The organism is Micromonospora zingiberis (genome assembly GCF_004331455.1).
Lineage (GTDB): Bacteria > Actinomycetota > Actinomycetes > Mycobacteriales > Micromonosporaceae > Micromonospora > Micromonospora zingiberis.
In genome coordinates, this window is the sequence record NZ_SJJR01000017.1 from 1 (window position 1) to 22,311 (window position 22,311).

Here is a 22,311-nt window from a genome sequence, read left to right on the forward strand (position 1 = left end):
CACCGTCGTGCTGACCGGGCGTCGCGCCGCCGTCAGCCGGGCCCTCGGCACTACCGTCAGCGCCACCGTCGTGCTGACCGGGCGTCGCGCCGCCGTCAGCCGGGCCCTCGGCACTACCGTCAGCGCCACCGTCGTGCTGACCGGGCGTCGCGCCGCCGTCAGCCGGGCCCTCGGCACTACCGTCAGCGCCGCCATCGTGCTGACCGGGGGTCGCGCCGCCGTCGGCCGGGCCTTCCAGCCGGCCGCCGCTGGTGCTCTGGATGTCGTCGTCGTTGAGTGGCATCGTGCTCCCTCGGATGGACCCGCCCCCGCCGTCGGTGGGGTGCGTCGTGTCGCGGGTGGTACCCCGCGCCCGATCTTCTCTAACCACTGCACCCCACCGTAGACGTCCGCGCCGACCGACACGCCGGTTCGCCGCCCCACCGCCGGCACGTCGGCGCTGAGGGCGGCCGGCGGCCACCTGCTCAGCGGCGCCGGCCGGGTCGGGGGACGATCAGGACGGCGGCGGCTCCGGCGAGGACGGCGGCGGCCAGGAAGGTGGTTCCAGCTGAGCTGGCCGGGTGGAGCGGACCGAACAGCAGGGGCGCGCCGAACTGGCCGGTGAATCCGGCGGTGGCCAGCAACGCGATGGCCTGCGCCCGCCGTCCGGGTGGCGCGTGATCGGCGGTCAGTACGGTCAGAGCCGGCACGGCCAGGCCCATGCCGAGGCCGAACAGGGGCGGCGCGGCGAGCAGCAGCACCGGCACGTCGACAAGGGCCAGCACCAGCAGCGCGACGGCCCACGCGGTGAAGGCGTGCCGGAGCAGCGCGGGTGGGGCCAGCCGGGCTCGAAGGTGGACGTACCCGAACCCGGCCGCGCTCATGGCCAGCGACAGGCTGGCGGCGACCGCCGCCACGACGGCCGTGTTGGTGATGTCCAGCTCGGCGAGCCGGACCGGCAGGAAGACCAGGACGACATAGAGCAGCATGGTGGCGAGGAACTGGAGGGCGTAGACCCCCAGGAGCCGCCGGCCGTCGGTGACCAACACCGCCAGCCGGCGCGGCGCGGTCCTCCCATCAGGTCCAGCCGGCGCGGCCAGCCCGGTCGAGGCGTCGGCCCCGGCCGGCGAGTCCGACCCAGCCGGCGCGGCCAGCCCAGCCGAGGCATCGGCCCCGGCCGGCGAGTCCGGCCCAGCCGGCGCGGCCCGCCCGGTCGAGGCGTCGGCGCCGGCCGGCGCGTCCGGCCCAGCCGGCGCGCCGGGCCCAGCCGCAGGGCCCGGCGCGGTTGGCGGACGGGGTTCGTCGGGTAGGCGCAGCGCGAGCAGGGCGAGCGGAATGCCGAGCAGGTACACCAGGAACGGCGCCCGCCAGGAGAGCACCCCCAACACCCCGCCGATCAGCGGCCACACCACCCCGCCCAGGCTGATGGCGGTGGACCGCCAGCCCATCACCCGGTCCCGGGCCGGGCCGGCGTACCGGTCGAGCAGCCCGACGGTGGTGCCGGTGAAGACCAGCGCGGCGCCGACGCCGAAGACCAGCCGGGTGGCGATCAGGAGCGGGTACGACTCGACGATCGCTCCGGCGCCGCCGGCCAACCCGTAGAGCAGCAGCCCGATGGCCAGCGGCCGGCGGACTCCGTACCGGTCCACGAGGTGGCCGGTGGCCGGGGCGGCCACCGCCAGGGAGATCCCGTGCACGGTCACGACCAGGCCGGCGGCGGTGGCGGTGAGCTGCCGCTCGGTGATGAGCAACTGCACCACCGGGGTCAGTACCGCGCCCGCCAGCACGGTCAGCGTGGAGCCGATCAGCAGGACGGTGAGTTCGGGAGCCCGGCGAGTGTCGGACGAGAGCGTCGACGTCACCCGGCCAGCATCGAACCTCAACCATGGTTGAGGTCAACGGTCCGGTGCCGTACGGCGGGTAGTGACAGGATGGGGTGGACGCAAGCAGACGGAGGTGGCGATGACCGAACCGCTGGAGCCGGTGACCGAGGACTGGCAGCGGGCCCTGGCGATCGTGGCCCACCCCGACGACCTCGAATTCGGTGCGGCCGCCGCCATCGCCCGCTGGACCGGGCAGGGCAAACAGGTGGTCTACTGCCTGGTCACCAGCGGCGAGGCCGGCATCGACGGGATGGCACCACCGCAGGCCCGGGAGGTACGCGAGCAGGAGCAGCGGGACTCCGCGGCGCTGGTCGGGGTGGACACGGTGGAGTTCCTCGGCCTGCCCGACGGGGTGCTGGAGTACGGCGTGGCACTGCGCCGGGAACTGGCCGCGGTGGTCCGCCGGCACCGACCGGAGATCGTCATCACGAACAACTTCCGGGAAACCTGGGACGGGGCGCTCGCCCTCAACCAGGCCGACCACATCGCGGTCGGGCGGGCCACCCTGGACGCGGTCCGCGACGCCGGCAACCGGTGGATCTTCCCAGAGCAGCTCACCGACGGCGTCGCGCCGTGGGGCGGCGTACGCCAGGTCTGGGCGGCCTCCTCCCCCCGCTCCGCGCACGGGGTGGACACCACCGAGACGTTCGACAAGGGGGTGGCGTCGCTGCTGGCGCACGAGGCGTACCTGACCGGGTTGGGCGACGGCAGCTTCGACGCGGAGGAGTTCCTGGAGGGCGGCGCCCGCCCGGTCGGCACCCGGCTGGGCGTACGCTATGGCACCTCGTTCGAGGTGTTCCACTTCGATCTCTGGTAGGCCCGCGCGGGGCCCGTCCCACCGGTGGCGGGACGGGCCGGGAACACGCGACGGTCAGGGCATGATCTGGGCGAGGTCGGCCGGCATGGTGTCCTTCACGTCATCCCATTCGCCCTGGGTGATGTGCCGGCGCAGGGTGTCCAGGACCACCTGGACCACCCGTTCCGGGCCACCCTGGACGTCGTAGGGGAAGCCCTGACGGACCTCGTAGAGGAAGTCGTCCCGGTTGAGCTTGATCGGGACGTTCTGCGGCTGCCAGCCGTCGAAGTAGATGCCCCGCACCAGCATCGGCAGTTGCGCGGAGAACTCCACGCTCTCCTGCACCGGCATCCGGTCGCGCAGCAGGTGCAACACGGTACGCAGCGCCGCGTACGACTGGTTGCGCTGTTGCTTCGGCCAGCCGTACGCCTGCTCGATGTCCTTGAGAATGAGGTTGGTCTTGTCCACCGAGGACTCAATTGCCGACTCGAACTGCTCAGCCATCTGTCCACCCCCGTAGGTCGGTCTCCCACCGTCGGTCGTCGTGACGTCCCGGCGGACCCACCGGGCCCCGCCGTGACCGGATCGGGCTGGCCCGCCCGACACGTGGTGCCCGCCGGGCCTGGTCGCGGGCGCCGACGACGTGCAGGACGCCCTCCCGCCGCCGGTGCAGTACCACCGTCATCGCCAACCACCCCCCGTGGTGTCGCCCCCACACTCCGCACGCCCAGGGTGAACCCCCCTCACCCCCACCGGGCGAAATACCACCCGGCAGCGCCGGCACCCGCCCCCCTCGCCGCTGATCAAGAAGTTTGAGCGCGTATCCGGGCCGTTCCCAGACCAAAACCTCTTGATCAACCCCAGCCTGGGTGGGCCTGGGTGGGGTGGGTGGGTGGGTGGGTGGTGGGTTAGGCGGCTCGGCGTTCGCGGGTTTGTTTGCAGGTTACGCAGGTGGTGGCGGAGGGGAAGATTTCCAGCCGTTCCACCGGGATGGGTGCCGAGCAGCCCTCGCAGAAGCCGTAGGTGCCCTCGTCGAGCCGGGTCAGCGCGTGCTCGTACTGGGCGCGCCGGTCGAGGATGGTGCGCAGCAGCGACTGGGCGGTGTCCCGCTCGGCGGTCTTGGTGCCGCTGTCGGCCTGGTCGTCGCCCGCGGTGTCGCCGACCTCGACCAGCCGGAGCACCTGGCTCTGCTGCACGGCCTGCTCGTACTCCTCGGACAGTTCGGCGTACCGGTCCTGGAGGGAGAGTCGGATCTGGTCGATCTCCGCCTGGGATCGGCCCGTGCCGACTGTGTCGTGGACGAGCATGGCTGCCTGCCTTTCCTGGGCCTCATCGTCATCGCGGGTGGGGCCTCCCCACCCGGTCATACCGCCCAGGTGGTGATCACCAGGACGCTGTGAGCCCCGCGATTACCCTCCTGCCCCGGGGATCAAACCGGGTCGTCCACGGATTCCACGATCGCCGGGCGGCGCGGGTCGTCCACCCGGACCACCAGGTCGGCGAAGGTGGCGGGGGCGACCTCGGCGGCGTACCGGGCGTACGCGGGCAGCGTCCAGGCCAGATCGGGGGCGGTGTGCCGGCTCAGCGCGGCGGCGGACAGTTCCAGGTGCACGGTGACGTCGAACGGTAGTCCGCCGCCGAGCAGGAACGCTCCGCTGACCAGGACCACGCCCCCGGATGGCAACTCGACGTACCCGGCCCGGCTGGCCCGGTCCGCCCGGGCGTCCCACAGCGAGGGCAGTATCCGGCCGGTGCCCGCCGGCCCCGCCGGGTCGAGGACCTCCCGGCGCAGCCCGGCCTCGTCGACCCAGCCTTCGTAGTACGCGTCCGGGTTGGTCCGGCCACGCTCCAGGCGCACGGATGCGGGACGCAGGAAGTCCTCGGCCCGGATGTGCCGGGCCGGACGGCCCAGGGCCCGCAGCGGGTCGACCAGGGCGGCGGCCAACTGGTCGGGGCGGGCGGCGGCAGGACCGTCCACGGCGACCCGCAGCCGCCCGGCCGACTCCGTCCGGGCCAACCGCTGCGTCAGCTCGGTGACCAGCCGCTGCGGTGAGATGGGACGCACGCGCATCCGACCATCGTGCCCGGTGCCCGACGGATGCCGCCGCCGACCACCGGGGTACGCGCCGCTCAGCCAGCCAGGGTGCCAGCGGAACGAGCGCGTGGTCGGCCGACGCTGCGCGCCGCTCAGCCGGTCTGGTCGAGGGTCACCCGGGCATCGTCGGCCAGCCGGTATCCGACGCCGTAGACCGTGGTGACCAGGGGCACGTCCACTCCGACCTTGCCGCGGAGCCGACGTACGTGCACGTCGACCGTACGCACACCCGCGTGTTCGTAGCCCCAGACCGCGTTGAGCAGTTGGAGCCGGGTGAACACCCGACGGGGGTGCGCCACCAGGTGCAGCAACAGGTCGAATTCGAGCCGGGTCAGCGGCAGCGGATCGCCGTCGCGCAGCACCGACCGCGAGGCGGCCAGGATGTGCAGGGTGGGAATGGTCGGGGCGAGTGGCCGCGCCGGTGGCCGCCCGGCCGGCAGGGCCTCGGTGCGCCGCTCCGGCGCCACCGGGCCACCGTTGGCGATCGTGCCCTCGCCGCGTTCCAGCAGTTCCCGAGCGGCCTCCAACAACCGGCGCGCGGCCGGCGTCAGGGACTCCTCACAGGCCAACGGAATGGACAGGGTGACGGTGATGACCGGGGCGGCGGTGCTGGTGGGACGACGCTGGCCGCCCGGTGGTCGACCGGGAACCGCGGGTTGGGACGTATGCCATCCGGCGCGCGACGAGGCGGGGCTGACCGACATGGTCCTCCTAGGCTGGTCCGGGTTTTCCCCACGGCCCCGGTACGCCGCTTTATCGATGTTTCCCGGCGCCGGTGCAAGGGTCAAGGGGCGACTGCGTTGCGTGAATGTGACAATTGGCCGACACATCGGAGCCGGATGCTCGCTCTGCGTACGAGGCCAGATGATTACAGCAGAGTCGCCAAGTTGACCGAATACGGGGGGTCGGCACCGGAGTTCACCTTTCGCGAGGGTCTCGTCGCCGATCCGTCGTGACGTCCACTGGTCACGCTCCCAGGCGAACGGGTGTCACGTCCACGAGACAGCGTGGCGCGACCCGGACGGGCCTCGCCACGCTGGATGACGTCAGCGTTCGACGCTCACCCGTGCCTCGTCGGCCAGCCGGTAGCCGACACCGTGGACCGTGGTCAGCAGCGGCGTACCGCCGCCGAGCTTGGCGCGCAGCCGGCGTACGTGCACGTCGACGGTGCGCGCCACGGCGTGGTCGTAGCCCCAGACCTGGTTGAGCAACTGGAGCCGGGTGAAGACCCGCCGTGGCCGCTCGGCCAGGAAGAGCAGCAGGTCGTACTCGATCCGGGTCAACGGGATCACCCGATCACCCTGCTGGACCACCCGGGGTCCGGTGAGGATGCGTACGACGCTCGGATCCGCCGCGGCCGCCCGGTGGTCGACGTCGTCGCGCGACAGCCGCCCCTCGCCCGACTCGGCCAGTTCGCCGAGCAGTTCCAGCAGCCGGTTCAGCCGTGGGCTCGCCGACCCGGCGGCGAGGTCGACGGTGATGGTCAGGGTGGGACCGGTGCGCTGCCGCGCGAGGCGGGCCCGGTGGGCCCGGCCGGGCGGGTGTTGGCGCGGGCTGATGGCGACGACGGACACGGCGGCCTCCTGGGACTACCGCCACGCCGGGTGGGCGTGGCTGATCAGTGGGACACCCGGCCGGCGGTCGCCGGGGGCGCGGGGATGGACGGGCGGAACGGCGGGGTCGGACCCAGCACGGGCAGGCCGGCGATCCGCCAGGCGGCGAAGCCACCGATCACGTCGGTGGCCCGGAACAGGCCGAGGTCCTGCAACGAGGCAGCGGCCAGGGACGAGGTGTAGCCCTCCTGACAGAGCACCACCACCGGCAGGTCGTAGCCGACCGCCTGGGGTAGCCGGGCCGGGCAGCGCGGATCGAAGCGCCACTCCAGCACGTTGCGCTCGACGGCGAGGGAACCGGGCACGGTGCCGTGGGCGGCCCGCTGCGCGGCGGGTCGAATGTCGACCAGCAGCGCGCCGGCCCGGTACGCCAGGTGCGCCTGCTCCGGGTCGAGGCGGTCGAGCCGGGCCCGGGCAGCGCCCAGGATCTCGTCGATCCCTCGCGAGCCCGGCGGCGGCACCGGACACTGGGCGGCGGGGTCGGTCTGCGGCATCATCGGTTCCTTCCAGATGGTTCGACTCGGGCGCCGTACGCGGGACTCACCATGCCACGCCGGCCTCGGCCACCTCGGCGACCAGCAGCCGACCCCCGGTGAGCTGATAGCGCGTCATCCGGCGCAGTGCCGGGCGGTAGACGTGCACGCTGACCGCGGGCTCGGCGTGCCGGTTGGTCACCACGTGCACGTGCCGGGAGCCGAACCGGCGGCCGGAGCCGGCGGCGAGCAGGTGCGGGCGCAGCCGGCCCCCGCTGACCGTCTCCTCGGTGAGCACGCCCGAGGCGACCAGGAAGGCGCCGGAGGAGCCGCCGTGGTCGTGCAGGTCGGTGCCCTGACCGGGCAACCAGCTCAGCGCCCACACCTCGTGGTCGTCGTCCGCGGCGAGCCGGGCGTACCACCGGCTGGTCGGGTCGAAGCGCAGCGGCACCGGCCAGCTTGCGGGGTCGGCGGCCCAGCGCCGGGCGACGGTGAGCAGGTCCGGCTCGATGGCGGGCAGGGCAGGCATGTGGTCCTCGCGAACAGTCAACAGCTACGGTCCCGGCCAGTTTAAGCGTCAAACCCTATAGGTTTAGTAGGTAATCTCAGATGTCGGGACGGCGATGCCGGGTCCCACCCGGTTGAGCTGCGCCGGGGCCACCGCACACCCGGCCGGTACGACGGCTTCGGGTGGCCGTGCTGCACGCGACCCGACGACGCCGACTAGCCTGAGCCGGTGAGTGAGGAACTCGACGCCGAGACCCTGGAGTTCGCGCACCGGATGTTCGACCTGGCGCGCGACGGTGCGACCGCCGAACTGGCCGGATACGTCGACGCGGGGCTGCCGGTCAACCTGACCAACGACAAGGGCGACAGCCTGCTGATCCTGGCGGCCTACCACGCTCGCCCGGAGACGGTGGCCGCACTGCTCGATCGGGGCGCCGACTTCTCCCGCACCAACGACCGGGGGCAGACAGCGCTGGCCGCGGCGGTCTTCCGCAGCAGCACCGACGCCGTACGCGCACTGCTCGCCGCCGGTGCCGACCCCGACGACGGCAGTCCGTCCGCAGTGGAGACCGCCCAGTTCTTCGACCTGCCGGAGATGCTCGCCCTGCTGCGCCCCGCGGCCTGAGCCGACCCCGCACGACCAGCGCGAGTGGACCTACGGACGGGGGCGGACGACCTCGACGGTGCGAGCGTCGACGCCACGCAGCGCGTCGAAGTTGGTCGCCTCGGCCCGGCCGACCTCGAAGTGGCGCATCAGCCGCGCGCCGAGGTGCACCCCCAGCCCACCGACGGCGAGGGCGAGCACTTCGGTGACCAGCAACACCGGGGTGGCACCCCGGTTCGTTGCGTCCGCCCGGACCAGGCAGGAGAGCAGGAAGAGCCCGGCCATGCCCGCGTTGACGAGGTTGAAGCTGATCGCGGTGCGGCGGGTGCGGTCGGGCGGCACGTCCCACAGGTCGACCATTCCGGCCACGGTGGTCATCGCCGCGGCCACCAGGGCGGCCACCGCCGTCCAGTAACCCACCTCGCCGAGGAAGGCCGGCCCGCCGGCCACGTCGGCGAAGTCGAAGATCGTTGCGCAGACGAAGAGCCCGTACGGGAACGTCACCAACATCGGTTGGACGGGGTGCCCCTGCACCCGCAGCCGGCTCTGCATCGGTTCCCCCCTGGGATCGGATCAGCCACCAGCCCAGGGTGCTACCCGGTGGCCAGCGCGGCGAAACGACACTCGGTGGCCGGGCAGGAAACGGCGATGGCCGGGCAGGAAACGGCGATGGCCGGGCAGGAAACGACGGCGGCCGGGGCAGGGAGGCGACGCCGCGCGGCCAGCGGCGGGACGAGGCCCGGCGGTCAGTTGTCCCGTGGCCGGGAGACCGTGCTGACCAGCCGCTCGGCCACCTCTCGCAACGGGATGGACAGCGACGACGCCGCGCTGCGCAGCACGTCGAGAGCCTCCTCCGCCGGGCAGCCGCGCTGCGTCATGATCACACCGATCGCCTGCCCGATCACGCCGTCACCGAGCAGCGCGGCGTCCTGCTCGTCGGCCTGCGCGGTGCGCCGCTGCCGGTCACGGACGGCGGCGAGCAGCAGGCCGGCGTGTTCGGCGAGCAGCATGGCGGTCAACTGGTGACCGGTGGTCAGCGCGTCGGACTCAGCGGCATAGAGGTTGATCGCACCGATCACCTGCTCGTCCACGTCGACCGGCGCGGAGATCACCCCGCGTACGCCCAACTCGCGGGCGCGGGGCGTCCAGTCCGGCCAGCGGGGCTCGGCGGCGAGGTCCTCCGCGCCGACCATCTCCCGCCGCCGGATGGCATCCATCGCCGGGGTGTCCGGGCCGCAGCGCAGATCGTCCAGCCCGCTCACCGGCGCGTCGGAGGCGGCCACCCCGACCGGCTCACCGGCCCGTAGGGCGGTGAACCCGCACCAGCTCACCCCCGCGATGGCGTCCCGGGTGATCCGGACCAGCGCGGACAGCGCCTCGTCGAAGTCGTCCAGCGCGATCAACCCGGCGGTCAGTTCCCGCAGCAGGGCCGCCGTCTCCAGTACGCCGAGGGTCTCCGCCAGCGGTGGACTCGTCTCCAGGTTCACCGGCCCCCAGCCCCCGTACGCCTGGCCAGCGTCCTCACCTGTTTCCTCCTCGGTCGAGCCGGGCGAAGGGCAGCCCCGACGGCAGTCTGGACGTCACGACCCGCCCTACTACCCGCCGCAACAACGGTCGAAACGGTGCAAAGCGGAGCCCCTCCCAGGGTACGGGTACCGCTGGAAGGGGCCGCTACCGGCTCAGTGTGCGGGCCTCAGCGGGCGCCTGCCCCGCTGAGTCGCCGGCCGACCGAGGCGATCAGCCGGTCCAGTTCGGAGCCGAACGGGTTGTCGTGCACCAGGTACGTCCAGGTCGCGCTCGGCCGGACCAGTTCCGCCTCGTCCGGCTCCCAGTCCTCGTCGAACTCGGTCTCGGTGAAGGTGGCGAGGGTACGCGCCTCGATCTCCGGCACCAGGTTGGTGAACGCGGGCACCGCCGCCCGGTGGAACTCGTCGAGCGGGTCGAGTCGGCCCAGCGCCCGCAGGTGCACGCCCTCGCGGACCTCCGACAGCTCGGCCAGGTGCTGCGCCCAGAGCCGGTCGAGGTGGTAGAGGGCGATCGACCGGGCCACCCGGGCGAGCAGGTCCTCGTCCATCTCGCCGGCCTTCTCCGGCATCTTGTCCAGCAACATCAGGGCGGCGATGTCGCTGGTCAGCAGCCGCTCCCGACGCTCGGCCAGCGCCTTGCGCTGCTGCTCGACGACCACGCTGTAGCGCCAGGTGTTGCGGTGGATCTCGTGGTTGACGCCCTCGGCGACCCGCTGGGCGTGCTCCACGGCGTAGTCCACCTGCGGGTCGGTGACCAGGCCGTCGGCGTTCATCCGGGGCGACGGCGGCACGGTGTCACCGGCGTGCCGGACGACCAGGTCGTCCTCCAGGCTGACGAAGAAGACCGACCCGCCCGGGTCACCCTGCCGGCCGGCCCGCCCGCGCAACTGGTCGTCGACCCGGCGGCTGTCGTGCCGGCCGCTGCCGATCACGTAGAGGCCGCCCAGCTCGGCGACCCGGTCCCGGTCGGCCTGGTCGCTGCCGCCGAGCCGGATGTCCACGCCCCGGCCGGCCATCTGGGTGGAGACGGTCACCGTGCCGTACGCGCCGGCCTCGGCGATGATCGCCGCTTCCTCGTCGTCGTTCTTGGCGTTGAGCACCACGCACGGCACACCGGCGGCGTTGAGGCCGGCGGCGAGTTGCTCGGACTCCTTGACGTCGAGGGTGCCGACCAGCACCGGCCGCCCGTCGGCGTGGCAGCGCTTGATCTCGTCGATCAGCGCCTCCTCCTTCTCCGCCAGGGTGGCGTAGATGCGGTCCGGCTCGTCCACCCGCACACACGGGGTGTTCGGCGGGATCACCGCGACCTCCAGGCCGAAGAACTCCCGAAGCTGGTCACCGACCAGCACGGCGGTGGCGGTCATCCCGCACACCTTCGGGTAGAGGCCGATGAAGGCCTGCACGGCGACGGTGCCCAGCACCTCACCCTCGGCGGTGGCGTCCAGGCCCTCCTTGGCCTCGACCGCCGCCTGGAGCCCGTCGGGCCAGCGGCGGCGCTGGGCCACCCGGCCACGCATCTCGTCGATCAGCTCGACCGTGCCGTCGCGCACGATGTAGTCGACGTCGCGGTGCAGCAGGGCGTGCGCGTGCAACGCCACGTTCACCGCCGAGAGCTGCTCGACGTTCTCCTCGTCGTACAGGTCGATGCCGAGCTTGGCCTCGACGGCGGCCAGGCCGGTCGAGGTGAAGGCCACGCTGCGGCCGTCCTCGGCGACCGTGAAGTGCCGGCCCTTGCGCAGACCACGCACCAGCGCGGCGGCGGCGTGCACCGGGTCCTGCTCGCCGGGGACCGAGCCGGCCAGCACCATCGGCACCCGGGCCTCGTCGATCAGGATCGAGTCCGCCTCGTCGACGATGGCGGTGCGCAGCGCCGGCTGGACCCGGTCCTCGACGTCGGTGACGAGCTGGTCGCGCAGGAAGTCGAAGCCCGCCTCACTGACCGCGACGTAGGTCACGTCGCAGGCGTACGCGGCGCGTCGCTCGATCGGGGTGGACGCCTCGTTCACCCAGCCGACCCTGAGCCCGAGCAGCGTGTAGACCGGCTCCATCCACTGGGCGTCGCGGCGGGCCAGGTAGTCGTTGACGGTGAGCACGTGCACCGGGCCGTTGCCGAGCCGCACGTGCCCGTACGCGGCGATCGCCGCGGTCAGCGTCTTGCCCTCACCGGTGGCCATCTCCGCGACCTTGCCGGACAGCAGTGACATGGCGCCGAGCAGCTGGACGTCGTACGGCCGCTGGTCGAGGCCGCGCCGGGCCGCCTCGCGGCCGAGTGCGCAGATCTCCTCGTAGGTCGACGCCACGGCGGCGGCCTCGGTGAGTTCGGCGTCGTCGAAAGCGGAGACCGCCTCCTCACGTGCCTCGATGGCCGGCAGCAGCTTCTCCAGCGGGGCCAGGTCGACCGTGGTTCCCGGGCGCTGGAGGAACCGGCGGAACCTGGTCTTCAACCGTTGCGACACACCCATGAGCGGCAACGGTACGCGACCGGAGGCCCCTTTCGCGCCCTCCCCCGCGCACCGTTGCTTCCGGAGCCCACCGACGGCCCCGCCGCTCAGCCGCTCAGCACCACCTGAAGCTCCTGACGGCGGCGCTGAGCGAGGTCGACGAGCAGGGCCGGAGCCTGGACAAACGGCACCACGGCCGACACCAGGTGGGTACGGATGGCCGCGCCGTCGGCGCGCAACAGGTCGATCGTGGCGGCGGAGAGCCGTTCCCGGTCCCAGGCCGGTGCGAGCCCTCGGGGCACCCGGCCGATCTGCGCGCAGCGCACCGACAGCCCGTTGTGGTGGAACTCCTCCCCGAGCCGGACGGCGTCGGCACCGCCCTGGTAGAAGGCCAGGTCGATCACCGTGCCCTGGGGCCGTAGCAGGCGCAGCGCCAGGTGCAGCGCCCAGTCCTGCCCACGGCACTGGAACACCACGTCCGCGCCCCGGTCGCCGGGGCCGTGCGCCCAGCGGGTCTTGAGCAGCCCGGCCGGATCGCCGTCGCCGGGGTCGAGGGGGTCCAGCCCGAGGGCCCGGGTCACCTCCCGGCGGGCCGGTGTCGGGTCGAGCACCACCACCGAGGCGGCACCGTGCCGCCGGGCGAACAGGGCGGTGAGCAGGCCGACCACCCCGGCGCCGACGACGGCCACCCGCCGGCCGCGTACCCCGTCGCCCAGATCCCGCGTGGCCGGGCCGTACAGGTCGGCGGCGGCGTGCAGCAGCCCGTTGGCACAGATCGGCCCCAGGTGGGCGACGTAGACGCCGAGCAGCGGTTCGAGGTCGTCGGGCAGCGGCACGAAGCGGGTGGTGACCGGGTCGGCCACGGCGGCGCTGCGGTGGCCGTAGGTCATCGCGGCGACCGTGCCCACCGGCACCACCGGCGTGTCACTCTCCACCACCCGGGCCACCTGCATGTAGCCCAGGTTCCGCACCGGATACGGGGTGCTCGGCGGGCCCGGCTGGAACAGGCCGAGGTCGGCGTTCCAGGTGGCGGTGAGGTACGGGTTGGTGCCCTTGACGTAGCTCAGTTCGGTGCCGGCGGAGATCCCGCTGTAGAGGGTCTGCACCCGAAAGCCGCCGGGCGGCAGCACGGCCGCCTCCTGGTCGACCAGTTCCACCTGGCCCGGGCCGCTGACCACCAGCGCCTGTTCACGCATCGCGGGCCGCCCCGACGGGCGCCGTCCGGGTGGCACCGGCGGTGAGGCGGACGGTGCGGCCGGTACGGGCCGACTCGGCCACCGCCACGGCCAGCCGGTGGGTGCGCAGCGCCTCCGCGTACGGCACCCGTACGTCGTCGCCGACACCCCGCACCGCGTCGATGAACGCCCGGTCCACCGCCACCCGGGCACCGTCCGGGTCGGCCTCGAACCGGCGCTGCCCGTCGGCGTCGCGGACCGTCAGGGCGTCCTCGGCGAGTTCGAGCGCCAACCCGTCGGCCACGATCTCCACCCCGGCCCGGTGCTTCCAGTCCAGCACGCAGGTGGCGCCGAGGGTGCCCACGGCGCCACCGGCGAAGCGCAGCGCCGCCACGGTCACCGAGTCGACGTCGGCGCCGTCCACCGGCGGGGCGACTCCGTCGCCGTACGCGGTCACCTCGGTCACCTCACCGGCCAGCAGCCGGATCAGGTCCAGGACGTGCACGGCCTGCTCGACCATCGGCCCGCCGGAGCGCTCCCGCCGGCTCCACCACGGCACCGGTGGCACCCGGTCCAGCCAGGCACCGCTGACCAGGCGGGCCGCCCGCCCGACGAGCAGTTCGCGGGCCCGGGTCACCGCGTGCAGGTACCGCCAGTGGTGGCCGACGGCGGTGAGCAGTCCCCGCTCGGCCACCAGGCCGGCGATCCGCTCGGCGGTGGGCAGCTCCACGGCCAGCGGCTTCTCCACGAACATCGGTATCCCGGCGGTGACGACCGCCTCCTCGATCGGACCGTGCGCGAACGGCGGTACGCAGACGTACACCGCGTCCGGCCGGGCGTCGAGCAGCTGCCCGATGTCGCCGTACGACCGGGCTCGGTGGGCGCCGGCCAGCTCGGCTGCGGCGGCCTCGGTCACGTCGACCACGCCGATCAGCTCGACGTCGGCGAAACCGGACAACACGCGCGCGTGCCGCTGGGCCACCCCGCCCGCGCCCACCAGCCCCACCCGGCAGGTACGCATACCCTTCGCCTTCCCGTCCCGTTCCGGTCTGGCTGGCCCGTTGCCCGAGCTGGGCGCAATCAAACGTTCATCAGTCGGGAACGTGCCCGGAGCAGGGTCGTGATCAAGCTGGTGGGATCGATCCGGTTAGCTAGCGCGAAGTACTGGGAAATCCCACTCCCGGTCTTCCCGCGAAGGGGGTGCCTGTGCGGAACACCGAATCTCTGGTCTCGCCCGTGGTCGAGGCCTGGGCCACCTATCGCACCAGCTCGGCCGTTGACTGGCCGACCCGGCGACTGCTCCAGGCGAAGGGGGACAACCGGGTCAGCGTGGTGCTGCCGGCCCACAACGAGGAGGCCACCGTCGGGGCGATCGTCTCGACCATCCGCGAGCATCTGGTGGACCGGGTTCCGCTGGTCGACGAGCTGATCGTGGTCGACTCGCGCTCGACCGACCGCACCGCGCAGGTGGCCCGGGCGGCCGGCGCGGAGGTGGTCAGCCAGGACGCGATGACCCGTGGGCTGCCCCGGCTGGCCGGCAAGGGCGACGCGCTCTGGGCCGGGCTGGCCGCCGCCGAGGGTGACGTGGTCGCCTTCGTCGACGCCGACCTGCGGGAGTTCCGCCCGCACTTCGTCACCGGGCTGCTCGGCCCGCTGCTCACCGACCCGTCGGTGGACTTCGTGAAGGGGTTCTACCACCGGCCACTGGTCGGCACGACCGGGGTGGAGGCCGACGGCGGTGGCCGGGTGACCGAGCTGATGGCCCGCCCCATGCTGAACCTGTTCTGGCCGGAGCTGGCCGGTTTCGTCCAGCCGCTGGCCGGCGAGTACGCGGGCCGCCGCGAGGTGCTGGCGCAGGTGCCGTTCGTCTCCGGGTACGGCGTCGAGACCGCGATGCTGATCGACCTGCTCGAACTCGTCGGGCTGGACGCGCTGGCCCAGGTCGACCTGGGCGAGCGCAAGCACCGGCACCAGGACACGGCGGCGCTGGGCCGGATGTCCGCCCAGATCATGCTCACCGTCTGGTCACGGTTGCAGCAGCGCGGCTGGGCCAGCCCGGACCTGCTGCCGACCCCTCTGTTGACCCAGTTCCGCCGAGGTGGCTCCGACGCGCTGCCGAACCTGGACCGGGAGATCGTGGTCAGTGACGTCGCCGTCGAGGAACGGCCGCCGCTGGCCGAACTGCGGCATCGGGTGCCCCGCCGGCGGTTCGCCGCCGCATGACCCAGGCCGCCGGCGAGGAGGAGCGACAACGATGACGCTTACCGTCCTGATCAACGCCGGTCCGTGGCTGCCCGTGCCACCGGCCGGTTACGGCGGGATCGAGAACGTGGTCGCCACCCTCGTGCCGGAGCTGCGCCGCCTCGGCGTACGGGTGGTGCTCGCCTCGGTGGACAGCAGCACCCTGCCCTGCGACGAACGGATCTCGGTCTTCGCCGACGGTCAGTTCGCCGCCCTGCAACGACCGTACAACCAGGTGTCCGGCATCGCCCAGGCGCACCTGGCGGGGGTGGTCCGCGAACTGCGCGGCCGCGACGACATCGATCTGGTGCACGATCATGTGGAGGCGGTGGGCCTGGCCACGCTCGCCGCGTTGGGCCCGGACGCGCCGCCGGTGCTGCACACCCTGCACTGGGATCTGGCCAAGCATCCCGAGCTCTACGGCGGCCTGGACGGCGGCCGGCGGGTCCGGGTGAACGGGGTCTCCGCGGCGCAGCTCGCGCGGGCACCGCAGGCGTTGCGGGACCACTCGGTCGGGCACGTACACCTGGCCACCCCGCTGGCCGTCGACCCGCACCGTCGCCCACCGGTGGCCCAGGGCGGGTACGCGCTGGTGCTCGGCCGGATCAACCCCGGCAAGGGGCAGGACGTCGCGGTCCGGCTGGCTCGGCGGGTCGGGTTCCCGCTCGTGCTGGCCGGGCCGGTCGGCCCGTACCACCGGCCGGCGGATCTCGCCGCCGCCGGTGCGCCGGCCCGGCAGAACCCCGACGTGCGGTTCTTCCACGACGAGGTGGCGCCGCACCTGGACGGCGACCGGGTGCGCTGGATCGGCACGGTGGCCGGTCGGGACCGGGACGACCTGCTCGCCGCCGCCCGCGCCACGCTGTTCCCGCTGCGCTGGGAGGAACCCGGCGGTACGGCGGTGGTGGAGTCGCTGGCGCTGGGCACTCCGGTGGTGGCGACGGCCCGGGGCTGCCTGCCCGAACTGGTCGAGCACGGACGCACCGGGCTGCTCACCGACGACGAGCAGGAGTTGGGCGATCTCGTACTCGCCGCCGACCTGCTGGAGCCCGACGAGTGCCGCCGGGAGGCCGCCGCCCGGTTCACCCCGGCGGTGATGGCCCGCCGCTACCTCGCCCTCTACGACCGGGTACGCCGCCTCGGCAGCGCCGCACCCGCGCTGCGCGCGGCCTGAGCATTCCGGTGCGGCGGTGCGCACACCGCCGTTTCGCCGGGCCGGACGCCGGGTAGTTGCAGGCTCTGCGACACGGCGGAACGAGGGCGGAGATGGCGAGCCGGATCAGCTGCGAGGTACGCGACGGATCACCCGTCAGGGTCGTACGCCTCGCCGGCAGTCTCGACCTGACCACCACCCGGCAGGTGTACGCGGTGCTGGACCGGTGTCTGGCCGACCAGCCCGACGCCCTCGTGGTGGACCTGACCGGGCTGACCGTGCACGACCAGCTGGCGGTCGCGGTCTTCACCGCGGCGGCGCGACGGGCGGCGGACTGGCCGGTGGTGCCGATGGTGATCTGCGCGCCGCAACCGGAGCCCGCCACGGCGCTGGCCTCCTCCACCGCCGGCCGGGTGGTGCCGGTGCGGCACGACTGCGCCGAGGCGACCCGGGTGGCGGGTGCCGCGGCCGTACCCCGGATGCGGGCCCGGCTCGAACCGGTCGCGGCGGCCTGCCGGCGGGCCCGGGAGCTGGTGGTCGATGCCTGCACGCGGTGGGATCTGCCCGCGGCGGTCGAGCCGGCCTCGGTGGTGCTCAGCGAACTGGTCGGCAACGTGGTCCGGCACGCCGGCACCCCGATGCAGGTGACGGTGACGCTGCGCCGGCCGTGGCTGCACCTGGCCGTGGTGGACGGCAGCCGCGACGCGGCCGAGCCCGGCCGGCCCGACCAGCGCGACGAGGGCGGGCGGGGCCTGCTGCTGGTCCGCGAACTGGCCGAGCGGTGGGGCAGCGCGCCGGCCGGCGACGGAAAGGCCGTCTGGGCCACACTACCGGCGAATTGACCGAAATTCCCCCTCTCGCCTGGTTACATGGTCGACGGGGCGGGTAGCCACGCCCGTCCTTTTCGTCGTCAGCGGGGTGAGAGCAGATGCCCAAGCGGGTACCCACCGAACCTGGACAGGACCGGGGGCCAGCAATCCTTGCACCGGCCCGGTTCGGCGGCTATCCGGGCTCGGTGAACAAACCCGTACGCGGCGGCAAGCTGCTCCGGTTCCTGGCCACCACCGATCACAAACAGATCGGCCTGCTCTACCTGCTGACCTCGTTCGGCTTCTTCCTGGTGGCCGGGATCGAGGCGATGCTGATCCGCGCGGAACTGGCCCGGCCGGGCATGCAGTTCCTCTCCCCGGAGCAGTACAACCAGCTGTTCACCTCGCACGGCGCGGTGATGCTGCTGCTGTTCGCCACCCCGGCGGCGTTCGGATTCGGCAACTACATCGTGCCGATCCAGATCGGCGCGCCCGACGTGTCGTTTCCCCGGCTGAACGCGCTGGCCTACTGGCTGTACCTGTTCGGCGGGCTGATGGTCATCGGCGGGTTCTTCACCCCGCAGGGCAGCGCCGACTTCGGCTGGACCGCGTACACGCCGCTGAGCAACCCCGAGCACTCCCCCGGCGTCGGGGCGAACATGTGGGTGGTCGGCCTGGTGGTCTCGGGTCTGGGCACCATCCTCGGCGCGGTCAACCTGATCACCACGATCCTGACCCTGCGCGCCCCGGGCATGACGATGTTCCGGATGCCGATCTTCACCTGGAACATGCTGTTCACCAGCGTGCTGGTGATCCTGGTCTTCCCGTTGCTGGCCGCCGCGCTGCTGGCGCTGAGCGCCGACCGGCTGCTCGACGCGCAGGTGTTCGAGCCGGCGACCGGCGGGCCGATGCTCTGGCAGCACCTGTTCTGGTTCTTCGGCCACCCCGAGGTCTACATCATCGCGCTGCCGTTCTTCGGCATCATCACCGAGGTCATCCCGGTCTTCTCCCGCAAGCCGATCTTCGGTTACACCGGGCTGGTGCTGGCCACCATCGCGATCACCGTGCTGTCGATGACGGTGTGGGCGCACCACATGTTCGCCACCGGCCAGGTGCTGTTGCCGTTCTTCAGCATCCTGAGTTATCTGATCGCCGTACCGACCGGGGTTAAGTTCTTCAACTGGATCGGCACGATGTGGAAGGGACAGCTCACCTTCGAGACGCCGATGCTGTTCTCCATCGGCTTCCTGGTGACCTTCCTGCTCGGTGGCCTCACCGGCGTACTGCTGGCCAGCCCGCCGGCCGACTTCCACACCCACGACACCTACTTCGTGGTGGCCCACTTCCACTACGTCGTCTTCGGGACCGTGGTGTTCGCGCTCTTCGCCGGCTTCTATTTCTGGTGGCCGAAGATGACCGGGCGACTGCTCGACGAGCGACTCGGCAAGCTGCACTTCTGGACGATGTTCATCGGCTTCCACGGCACCTTCCTGGTGCACCACTGGTTGGGTAACGAGGGAATGCCCCGGCGGTACGCCGACTACCTGCCCACCGACGGATTCACCACGCTGAACACCATCTCCAGCATCTTCTCGTTCGTGCTCGGCGCGTCCACCCTGTTCTTCATCTGGAACGCCTGGAAGTCCTGGCGGTTCGGCGCACTGGTCACGGTGGACGACCCGTGGGGCTTCGGCAACTCGCTGGAATGGGCCACCACCTGCCCGCCACCGCTACGCAACTTCGACCGGATGCCCCGGATCCGTTCCGAACGCCCCGCGTTCGACGCCAAGTACGGCGAACTCGTCTCCGACCTGGGCCGCGACCTGCCACAACGGACCACCCGGCCACCACAGGAACTGCACGAGGAACTGCACCCGGAGGAGCATCTGCCCGAGTCGCCCAGCGCCGAGGGTGCCGGCGGTGCGCGGGAGGCCGTCGCCTACCACCCGGCGCCACAGTCCGGGGCCCGACCGGTCGAGGTGCCGGAGCCGGAAGACGTACGCCGGCCCAGCTTCGAGGAGACCGACGAGCCGGAGCAGAACCCGCTGGGCGGTGACCGCCGCCCGCAGGCCAACGACCGGTGGCGGCATCCCCGTGGGCATCGCGACTCACCCGAGAACTGACTGACCGCACCGCAGGTGGGGCGGCACCGGGCCGGTGCCGCCCCCACCTTGCGGATCGGCTATCGCGCGCGGGCCGAGGCGGTCCGTGGCGGGTTCGCCGTGGTCGACTCGGACTCGGCGGCCCCGTTCTGCCAGGGCGGCGGCGCATCGGCGAGCATCGCCTGGCGCAGCCAGGTCAACGCCCGCGAGAGCAGCCGCGACACGTGCATCTGGGAGATGCCGAACCGGGCGGCGATCTCCGCCTGGGTCTGGTTGCCGTAGAACCGCATGGCCAGGATCCGCCGCTCCCGCCACGGCAGGCGGTGCAGCAGCCCGCTGACCGTCACCCGGTCGTCGACCGATTCCAACGCGATGTCCGACTCGCCGACCAGGTCACCGAACTCGGCGGAACTCTCCCCGCCCACCGGGGCGTTCAGCGACGCCGGGCTGTAGCCGGCCGCGGACTCCAAGGCGGCGAGGATCTCCTCCTCCGGCGTCTCCAGCCGCTTCGACAGCTCGGCGACGGTCGGCGCCCGCGACAGCTCACTGGTCAGCGCCGCCGTCGCCTGCCCGACCTCCAGAATCAGGTCGCGCAACCGGCGCGGTACGTGCACGCCCCAGGTGCGGTCCCGGAAATGCCGCTTGATCTCACCCACGATGGTGATCGCCGCGTACGCGGTGAACGAACCCCGTTCCGGGTCGTACCGGTCGACGGCGTTGACCAGGCCCAACCGGGCCACCTGTTCCAGATCCTCCAGCGGCTCCCCGCGTCCCCGGTAGCGGCGGGCCAGGCGACCGGCGAACGGCAACGCGAAGCGGACCAGGTCGTCGCGCGCCTCATGGCGGCGCTCCGGTGGCAGCCCCTCGATCCGTGCCGCGTACGCCAGCGCCGCCGCGTCGAGGTCCTCCAGGCCCCGATCGGTGGATGGTGGTGTGGTTGTGGTGGTCTGTCCGAACATCCGCGCCTCCCTCAGGAAGGACCCCGCCCGGATTCGGCCGGCACCGGACACGCGCTTGGACACGCACGGGCCGGTAAGTGGGTTACGTGATTGGGATGCGAACGGGCGACGGCGCCGTGCCACGCCAAGGTGATCAGCCTGTCGCAGCCGGCGGTGTTCCCGCTCCGTAGGTACTCAATCACGGGATCGCGGCTTCGCGAGGATGTTTCGCCAGCCCGGTGTCAACAGACCAGCAGGCCGTGCTGGGCGCCGCCGTCGCGTAGCGCGGCGAGGGCGTCCGCCACCCCGATCGGTGCCGGGGTGGGCAGGTCGTACGGTTGGCCACGAAGCACCTCGGTGGCCCGGCGGGTGGGTACCGAGGTGACCGGGTAGCCCCGGGCCGACGCCCGGTCCAGGGCCCGACGGCGGCGGCCGAAACCGGCGATGGCCAGCCACTGCGGCAGCCCGGCGAGCGCCGGCGAGCGGACCCCCGGCGGTTCCGGCAGCACGTCCACCGAACTGAACGGTTCACTGCCGGCCAACCACCACTCGGCCTGGTCGACGCAGCGCCGGGTGGCGTTCTCGCACCAGTACGGCACCAGCCCGGCCCGGAGCACCTGCCACGGGTCGAGCAGCCGGCCGCACTCGACCACCAGCCGGTCACCGGTCTTGCCGGCGGCCCGCAGCCACCGGCGGTACAGGTCGGCGGTGGCCGCGCTGAGCGCCGCTGGCGTCGGAACGACGATCTGGTGCAGGGAACGTCCCGCCCGGGTCGCCCACTGCCGGACACCGCTGTCGAAATCGGATTCCACGCCGTGTTCGGCGATCCCGGGCGGGGTGGAGATCTCCGGCGGCTCCCAGTGCGCGCCGTCGCCACCGGCGGACCGCAGCACCTGGCGCAGCGCGTGGCTGTCCGGGTGGAAGTCCACCGGGTCGAGTCCGCTGGCCGGACAGCCGACCTGGAAGCTGTGCCCGTCGGCGGCGTCGAACACCGGCCAGGTCCGCGCGTCGCGCAGCACCACCACCGGGGCACCCGGCTCCAGCCGCTCGGCCAGGAACCGCCGGTACGCCCCCGGAAGGCCGCGCCAGCGGCCCGCCAGCGCCACCGTGGCCCCGGCCAGGGCACCCCGGCTGGCCGGACAGTGCACCTGGCGTACGTGCAGGTCGGGGTTGCCGGCGAGCAGCCGTCCGGCGAGCGCGGCACCATGGTCCAGGGCGGCCCGGGGCCGGTCCACCGAGCCCTTCGACCAGTGCGCGACCATCTCGAACCCGGCGGGCAGCCACGGCACCCCGAGCGCCACCGCCAGGTGCGCGGCGGCGCCGTGCGGCGACCCCAGCAACACCCCCGGGTAACGGCCGGACGGGTACTGGTCGACGAACCACTGCGCGACCCGGGCCGCGTCCACCTCCGCCGCCTGCGCCGGGGTCAACGCGGCCCGGCCGGCGGAGCGTACGGCCACCGCCCGGCGGACCGGATCCGGGGCGCCGAAGAACCGTGACGTCGGTCCGACCTGGCCGAGATCGGCGCAGTCCGCCCCGCGTAGCGCCCGGCCGATGGCCGCGACGAGGATCCGGGCGGTACTGCCCACCGCCACCACCCGATCGCCGGCCAGACCGGCGCCTGCCGCGGCGAGTTCCCGGCGCACCTTCCGCACCGGCCCCACCCTGCCCCGTTCGCTCACGCGGCCCGGCTTCCCGCCCGTATGCGGGTTAAACAGGGCATCACCCCACCGAGCGGCATCAACCAGCTGATCTTGTTCGATCCCCCCGACACCGTCCACCCCGCCCTCGCCGACGACTTCCCGACGCCCCACCCCCTCCCTCGCACCCCCACCACCCACCCCCCAAACCCCCCGCGCCACCCCCGCGCCGCCCCCGCGCCGCCCCCGCGCCGCCCCGCGCCGCCCCCGCCCGCCCCAGCGCCCGCCGATCATGCACTTCGTGTCGGGTCATAACGGCATGAAAGCCACATAAGG

The 22,311-nt window shown here is 72.8% G+C and carries 22 protein-coding genes; 6 read left to right on the top strand and 16 right to left on the bottom strand.

Going from position 1 to position 22,311, the window contains the following annotated elements:
* Both E0H26_RS30080 and E0H26_RS21520 read right to left on the bottom strand, forming a co-directional pair.
* Nucleotides 1–283 (bottom strand): hypothetical protein (locus E0H26_RS30080; protein ID WP_131306558.1); only part of this gene is annotated, 283 nt, incomplete at its 3' end.
* Nucleotides 284–464: 181 nt separating this feature from the next.
* Entirely contained in the window at nucleotides 465–1,841 is a 1,377-nt protein-coding gene (locus E0H26_RS21520) for an MFS transporter (RefSeq protein ID WP_165521947.1), read from the bottom strand.
* 100 nt (nucleotides 1,842–1,941) lie between these two features.
* Between E0H26_RS21520 and E0H26_RS21525 the strand changes: the two genes are divergently transcribed.
* On the top strand, nucleotides 1,942–2,679 hold the full coding sequence (locus E0H26_RS21525; RefSeq protein WP_240742302.1) for a PIG-L deacetylase family protein: 738 nt from the start codon (nucleotides 1,942–1,944) through the stop codon (nucleotides 2,677–2,679).
* Nucleotides 2,680–2,733: 54 nt separating this feature from the next.
* Here E0H26_RS21525 and E0H26_RS21530 read toward each other — a convergent pair whose 3' ends face one another.
* The 7 genes from E0H26_RS21530 to E0H26_RS21565 all read right to left on the bottom strand — a co-directional run bounded on the left by E0H26_RS21530 (nucleotide 2,734) and on the right by E0H26_RS21565 (nucleotide 7,368).
* Nucleotides 2,734–3,162, bottom strand: a complete 429-nt coding sequence (locus E0H26_RS21530) for a DUF2267 domain-containing protein (protein ID WP_131306564.1) — start codon at nucleotides 3,160–3,162, stop codon at nucleotides 2,734–2,736.
* Nucleotides 3,163–3,566: 404 nt separating this feature from the next.
* Entirely contained in the window at nucleotides 3,567–3,965 is a 399-nt protein-coding gene (locus tag E0H26_RS21540) for a TraR/DksA family transcriptional regulator (RefSeq protein ID WP_131306568.1), read from the bottom strand.
* A gap of 122 nt (nucleotides 3,966–4,087) precedes the next feature.
* Nucleotides 4,088–4,729, bottom strand: coding sequence for a nucleoside/nucleotide kinase family protein (locus tag E0H26_RS21545; protein WP_131306570.1), 642 nt, complete (start codon nucleotides 4,727–4,729; stop codon nucleotides 4,088–4,090).
* Between the two features lie 116 nt (nucleotides 4,730–4,845).
* Entirely contained in the window at nucleotides 4,846–5,457 is a 612-nt protein-coding gene (locus tag E0H26_RS21550) for a winged helix-turn-helix domain-containing protein (protein WP_131306572.1), read from the bottom strand.
* Nucleotides 5,458–5,799: 342 nt separating this feature from the next.
* Complete coding sequence (locus tag E0H26_RS21555) at nucleotides 5,800–6,327, bottom strand: winged helix-turn-helix domain-containing protein (RefSeq protein ID WP_131306574.1); 528 nt, start codon at nucleotides 6,325–6,327, stop codon at nucleotides 5,800–5,802.
* A gap of 44 nt (nucleotides 6,328–6,371) precedes the next feature.
* Entirely contained in the window at nucleotides 6,372–6,863 is a 492-nt protein-coding gene (locus E0H26_RS21560) for a rhodanese-like domain-containing protein (RefSeq protein ID WP_131306576.1), read from the bottom strand.
* 43 nt (nucleotides 6,864–6,906) lie between these two features.
* Complete coding sequence (locus E0H26_RS21565) at nucleotides 6,907–7,368, bottom strand: cysteine dioxygenase (protein ID WP_131306578.1); 462 nt, start codon at nucleotides 7,366–7,368, stop codon at nucleotides 6,907–6,909.
* Between the two features lie 207 nt (nucleotides 7,369–7,575).
* Between E0H26_RS21565 and E0H26_RS21570 the strand changes: the two genes are divergently transcribed.
* Entirely contained in the window at nucleotides 7,576–7,971 is a 396-nt protein-coding gene (locus E0H26_RS21570; RefSeq protein ID WP_131306580.1) for an ankyrin repeat domain-containing protein, read from the top strand.
* 30 nt (nucleotides 7,972–8,001) lie between these two features.
* Here E0H26_RS21570 and E0H26_RS21575 read toward each other — a convergent pair whose 3' ends face one another.
* The 5 genes from E0H26_RS21575 to E0H26_RS21595 all read right to left on the bottom strand — a co-directional run bounded on the left by E0H26_RS21575 (nucleotide 8,002) and on the right by E0H26_RS21595 (nucleotide 14,113).
* Nucleotides 8,002–8,502: a DUF2231 domain-containing protein gene (locus tag E0H26_RS21575; RefSeq protein WP_131306583.1), complete on the bottom strand. Its 501-nt coding sequence runs from the start codon at nucleotides 8,500–8,502 to the stop codon at nucleotides 8,002–8,004.
* A gap of 194 nt (nucleotides 8,503–8,696) precedes the next feature.
* On the bottom strand, nucleotides 8,697–9,437 hold the full coding sequence (locus E0H26_RS21580) for a GAF and ANTAR domain-containing protein (protein WP_131306585.1): 741 nt from the start codon (nucleotides 9,435–9,437) through the stop codon (nucleotides 8,697–8,699).
* Between the two features lie 206 nt (nucleotides 9,438–9,643).
* Nucleotides 9,644–11,938 (bottom strand): accessory Sec system translocase SecA2, encoded by a 2,295-nt coding sequence (secA2, locus tag E0H26_RS21585; protein ID WP_131306587.1) that lies wholly within the window; start codon nucleotides 11,936–11,938, stop codon nucleotides 9,644–9,646.
* An 86-nt stretch (nucleotides 11,939–12,024) separates the two neighbouring features.
* Complete coding sequence (locus E0H26_RS21590) at nucleotides 12,025–13,113, bottom strand: zinc-binding dehydrogenase (RefSeq protein WP_131306589.1); 1,089 nt, start codon at nucleotides 13,111–13,113, stop codon at nucleotides 12,025–12,027.
* Complete coding sequence (locus E0H26_RS21595) at nucleotides 13,106–14,113, bottom strand: Gfo/Idh/MocA family protein (RefSeq protein WP_131306591.1); 1,008 nt, start codon at nucleotides 14,111–14,113, stop codon at nucleotides 13,106–13,108. The genes E0H26_RS21590 and E0H26_RS21595 overlap by 8 nt, the downstream gene beginning before the upstream one ends.
* 275 nt (nucleotides 14,114–14,388) lie before the next feature.
* Here E0H26_RS21595 and E0H26_RS21600 point away from each other — a divergent pair, with 275 nt between their 5' ends.
* The 4 genes from E0H26_RS21600 to ctaD all read left to right on the top strand — a co-directional run bounded on the left by E0H26_RS21600 (nucleotide 14,389) and on the right by ctaD (nucleotide 19,418).
* Nucleotides 14,389–15,315, top strand: a complete 927-nt coding sequence (locus E0H26_RS21600) for a glucosyl-3-phosphoglycerate synthase (RefSeq protein ID WP_420812864.1) — start codon at nucleotides 14,389–14,391, stop codon at nucleotides 15,313–15,315.
* A 31-nt stretch (nucleotides 15,316–15,346) separates the two neighbouring features.
* Nucleotides 15,347–16,507: a glycosyltransferase gene (locus E0H26_RS21605; RefSeq protein ID WP_131306594.1), complete on the top strand. Its 1,161-nt coding sequence runs from the start codon at nucleotides 15,347–15,349 to the stop codon at nucleotides 16,505–16,507.
* A gap of 92 nt (nucleotides 16,508–16,599) precedes the next feature.
* Nucleotides 16,600–17,328, top strand: a complete 729-nt coding sequence (locus E0H26_RS21610; protein WP_131306596.1) for an ATP-binding protein — start codon at nucleotides 16,600–16,602, stop codon at nucleotides 17,326–17,328.
* 86 nt (nucleotides 17,329–17,414) lie between these two features.
* Entirely contained in the window at nucleotides 17,415–19,418 is a 2,004-nt protein-coding gene (gene ctaD, locus E0H26_RS21615; protein ID WP_131306598.1) for an aa3-type cytochrome oxidase subunit I, read from the top strand.
* 59 nt (nucleotides 19,419–19,477) lie between these two features.
* Here ctaD and E0H26_RS21620 read toward each other — a convergent pair whose 3' ends face one another.
* Together E0H26_RS21620 and E0H26_RS21625 are read right to left on the bottom strand one after the other, a co-directional pair.
* Nucleotides 19,478–20,356 (bottom strand): SigB/SigF/SigG family RNA polymerase sigma factor, encoded by an 879-nt coding sequence (locus E0H26_RS21620; protein WP_131306600.1) that lies wholly within the window; start codon nucleotides 20,354–20,356, stop codon nucleotides 19,478–19,480.
* 221 nt (nucleotides 20,357–20,577) lie between these two features.
* On the bottom strand, nucleotides 20,578–21,990 hold the full coding sequence (locus E0H26_RS21625; RefSeq protein WP_131306602.1) for a hypothetical protein: 1,413 nt from the start codon (nucleotides 21,988–21,990) through the stop codon (nucleotides 20,578–20,580).
* Between the last annotated feature and the right edge of the window lie 321 nt (nucleotides 21,991–22,311).

Excerpts from the sequence above, each read along its gene's own strand:
- E0H26_RS21605 (WP_131306594.1), top strand. The coding sequence starts at position 15,347 with ATGACGCTTACCGTCCTGATCAACGCCGGTCCGTGGCTGCCCGTGCCA.
- E0H26_RS21525 (WP_240742302.1), top strand. The coding sequence starts at position 1,942 with ATGACCGAACCGCTGGAGCCGGTGACCGAGGACTGGCAGCGGGCCCTG.
- E0H26_RS21620 (WP_131306600.1), bottom strand. The coding sequence starts at position 20,356 with ATGTTCGGACAGACCACCACAACCACACCACCATCCACCGATCGGGGC.
- E0H26_RS21550 (WP_131306572.1), bottom strand. The coding sequence starts at position 5,457 with ATGTCGGTCAGCCCCGCCTCGTCGCGCGCCGGATGGCATACGTCCCAA.
- E0H26_RS21590 (WP_131306589.1), bottom strand. The coding sequence starts at position 13,113 with ATGCGTGAACAGGCGCTGGTGGTCAGCGGCCCGGGCCAGGTGGAACTG.
- E0H26_RS21540 (WP_131306568.1), bottom strand. The coding sequence starts at position 3,965 with ATGCTCGTCCACGACACAGTCGGCACGGGCCGATCCCAGGCGGAGATC.
- secA2 (WP_131306587.1), bottom strand. The coding sequence starts at position 11,938 with ATGGGTGTGTCGCAACGGTTGAAGACCAGGTTCCGCCGGTTCCTCCAG.
- E0H26_RS21565 (WP_131306578.1), bottom strand. The coding sequence starts at position 7,368 with ATGCCTGCCCTGCCCGCCATCGAGCCGGACCTGCTCACCGTCGCCCGG.
- E0H26_RS21560 (WP_131306576.1), bottom strand. The coding sequence starts at position 6,863 with ATGATGCCGCAGACCGACCCCGCCGCCCAGTGTCCGGTGCCGCCGCCG.
- E0H26_RS21545 (WP_131306570.1), bottom strand. The coding sequence starts at position 4,729 with ATGCGCGTGCGTCCCATCTCACCGCAGCGGCTGGTCACCGAGCTGACG.
- ctaD (WP_131306598.1), top strand. The coding sequence starts at position 17,415 with ATGCCCAAGCGGGTACCCACCGAACCTGGACAGGACCGGGGGCCAGCA.
- E0H26_RS21610 (WP_131306596.1), top strand. The coding sequence starts at position 16,600 with ATGGCGAGCCGGATCAGCTGCGAGGTACGCGACGGATCACCCGTCAGG.
- E0H26_RS21595 (WP_131306591.1), bottom strand. The coding sequence starts at position 14,113 with ATGCGTACCTGCCGGGTGGGGCTGGTGGGCGCGGGCGGGGTGGCCCAG.
- E0H26_RS21575 (WP_131306583.1), bottom strand. The coding sequence starts at position 8,502 with ATGCAGAGCCGGCTGCGGGTGCAGGGGCACCCCGTCCAACCGATGTTG.
- E0H26_RS21530 (WP_131306564.1), bottom strand. The coding sequence starts at position 3,162 with ATGGCTGAGCAGTTCGAGTCGGCAATTGAGTCCTCGGTGGACAAGACC.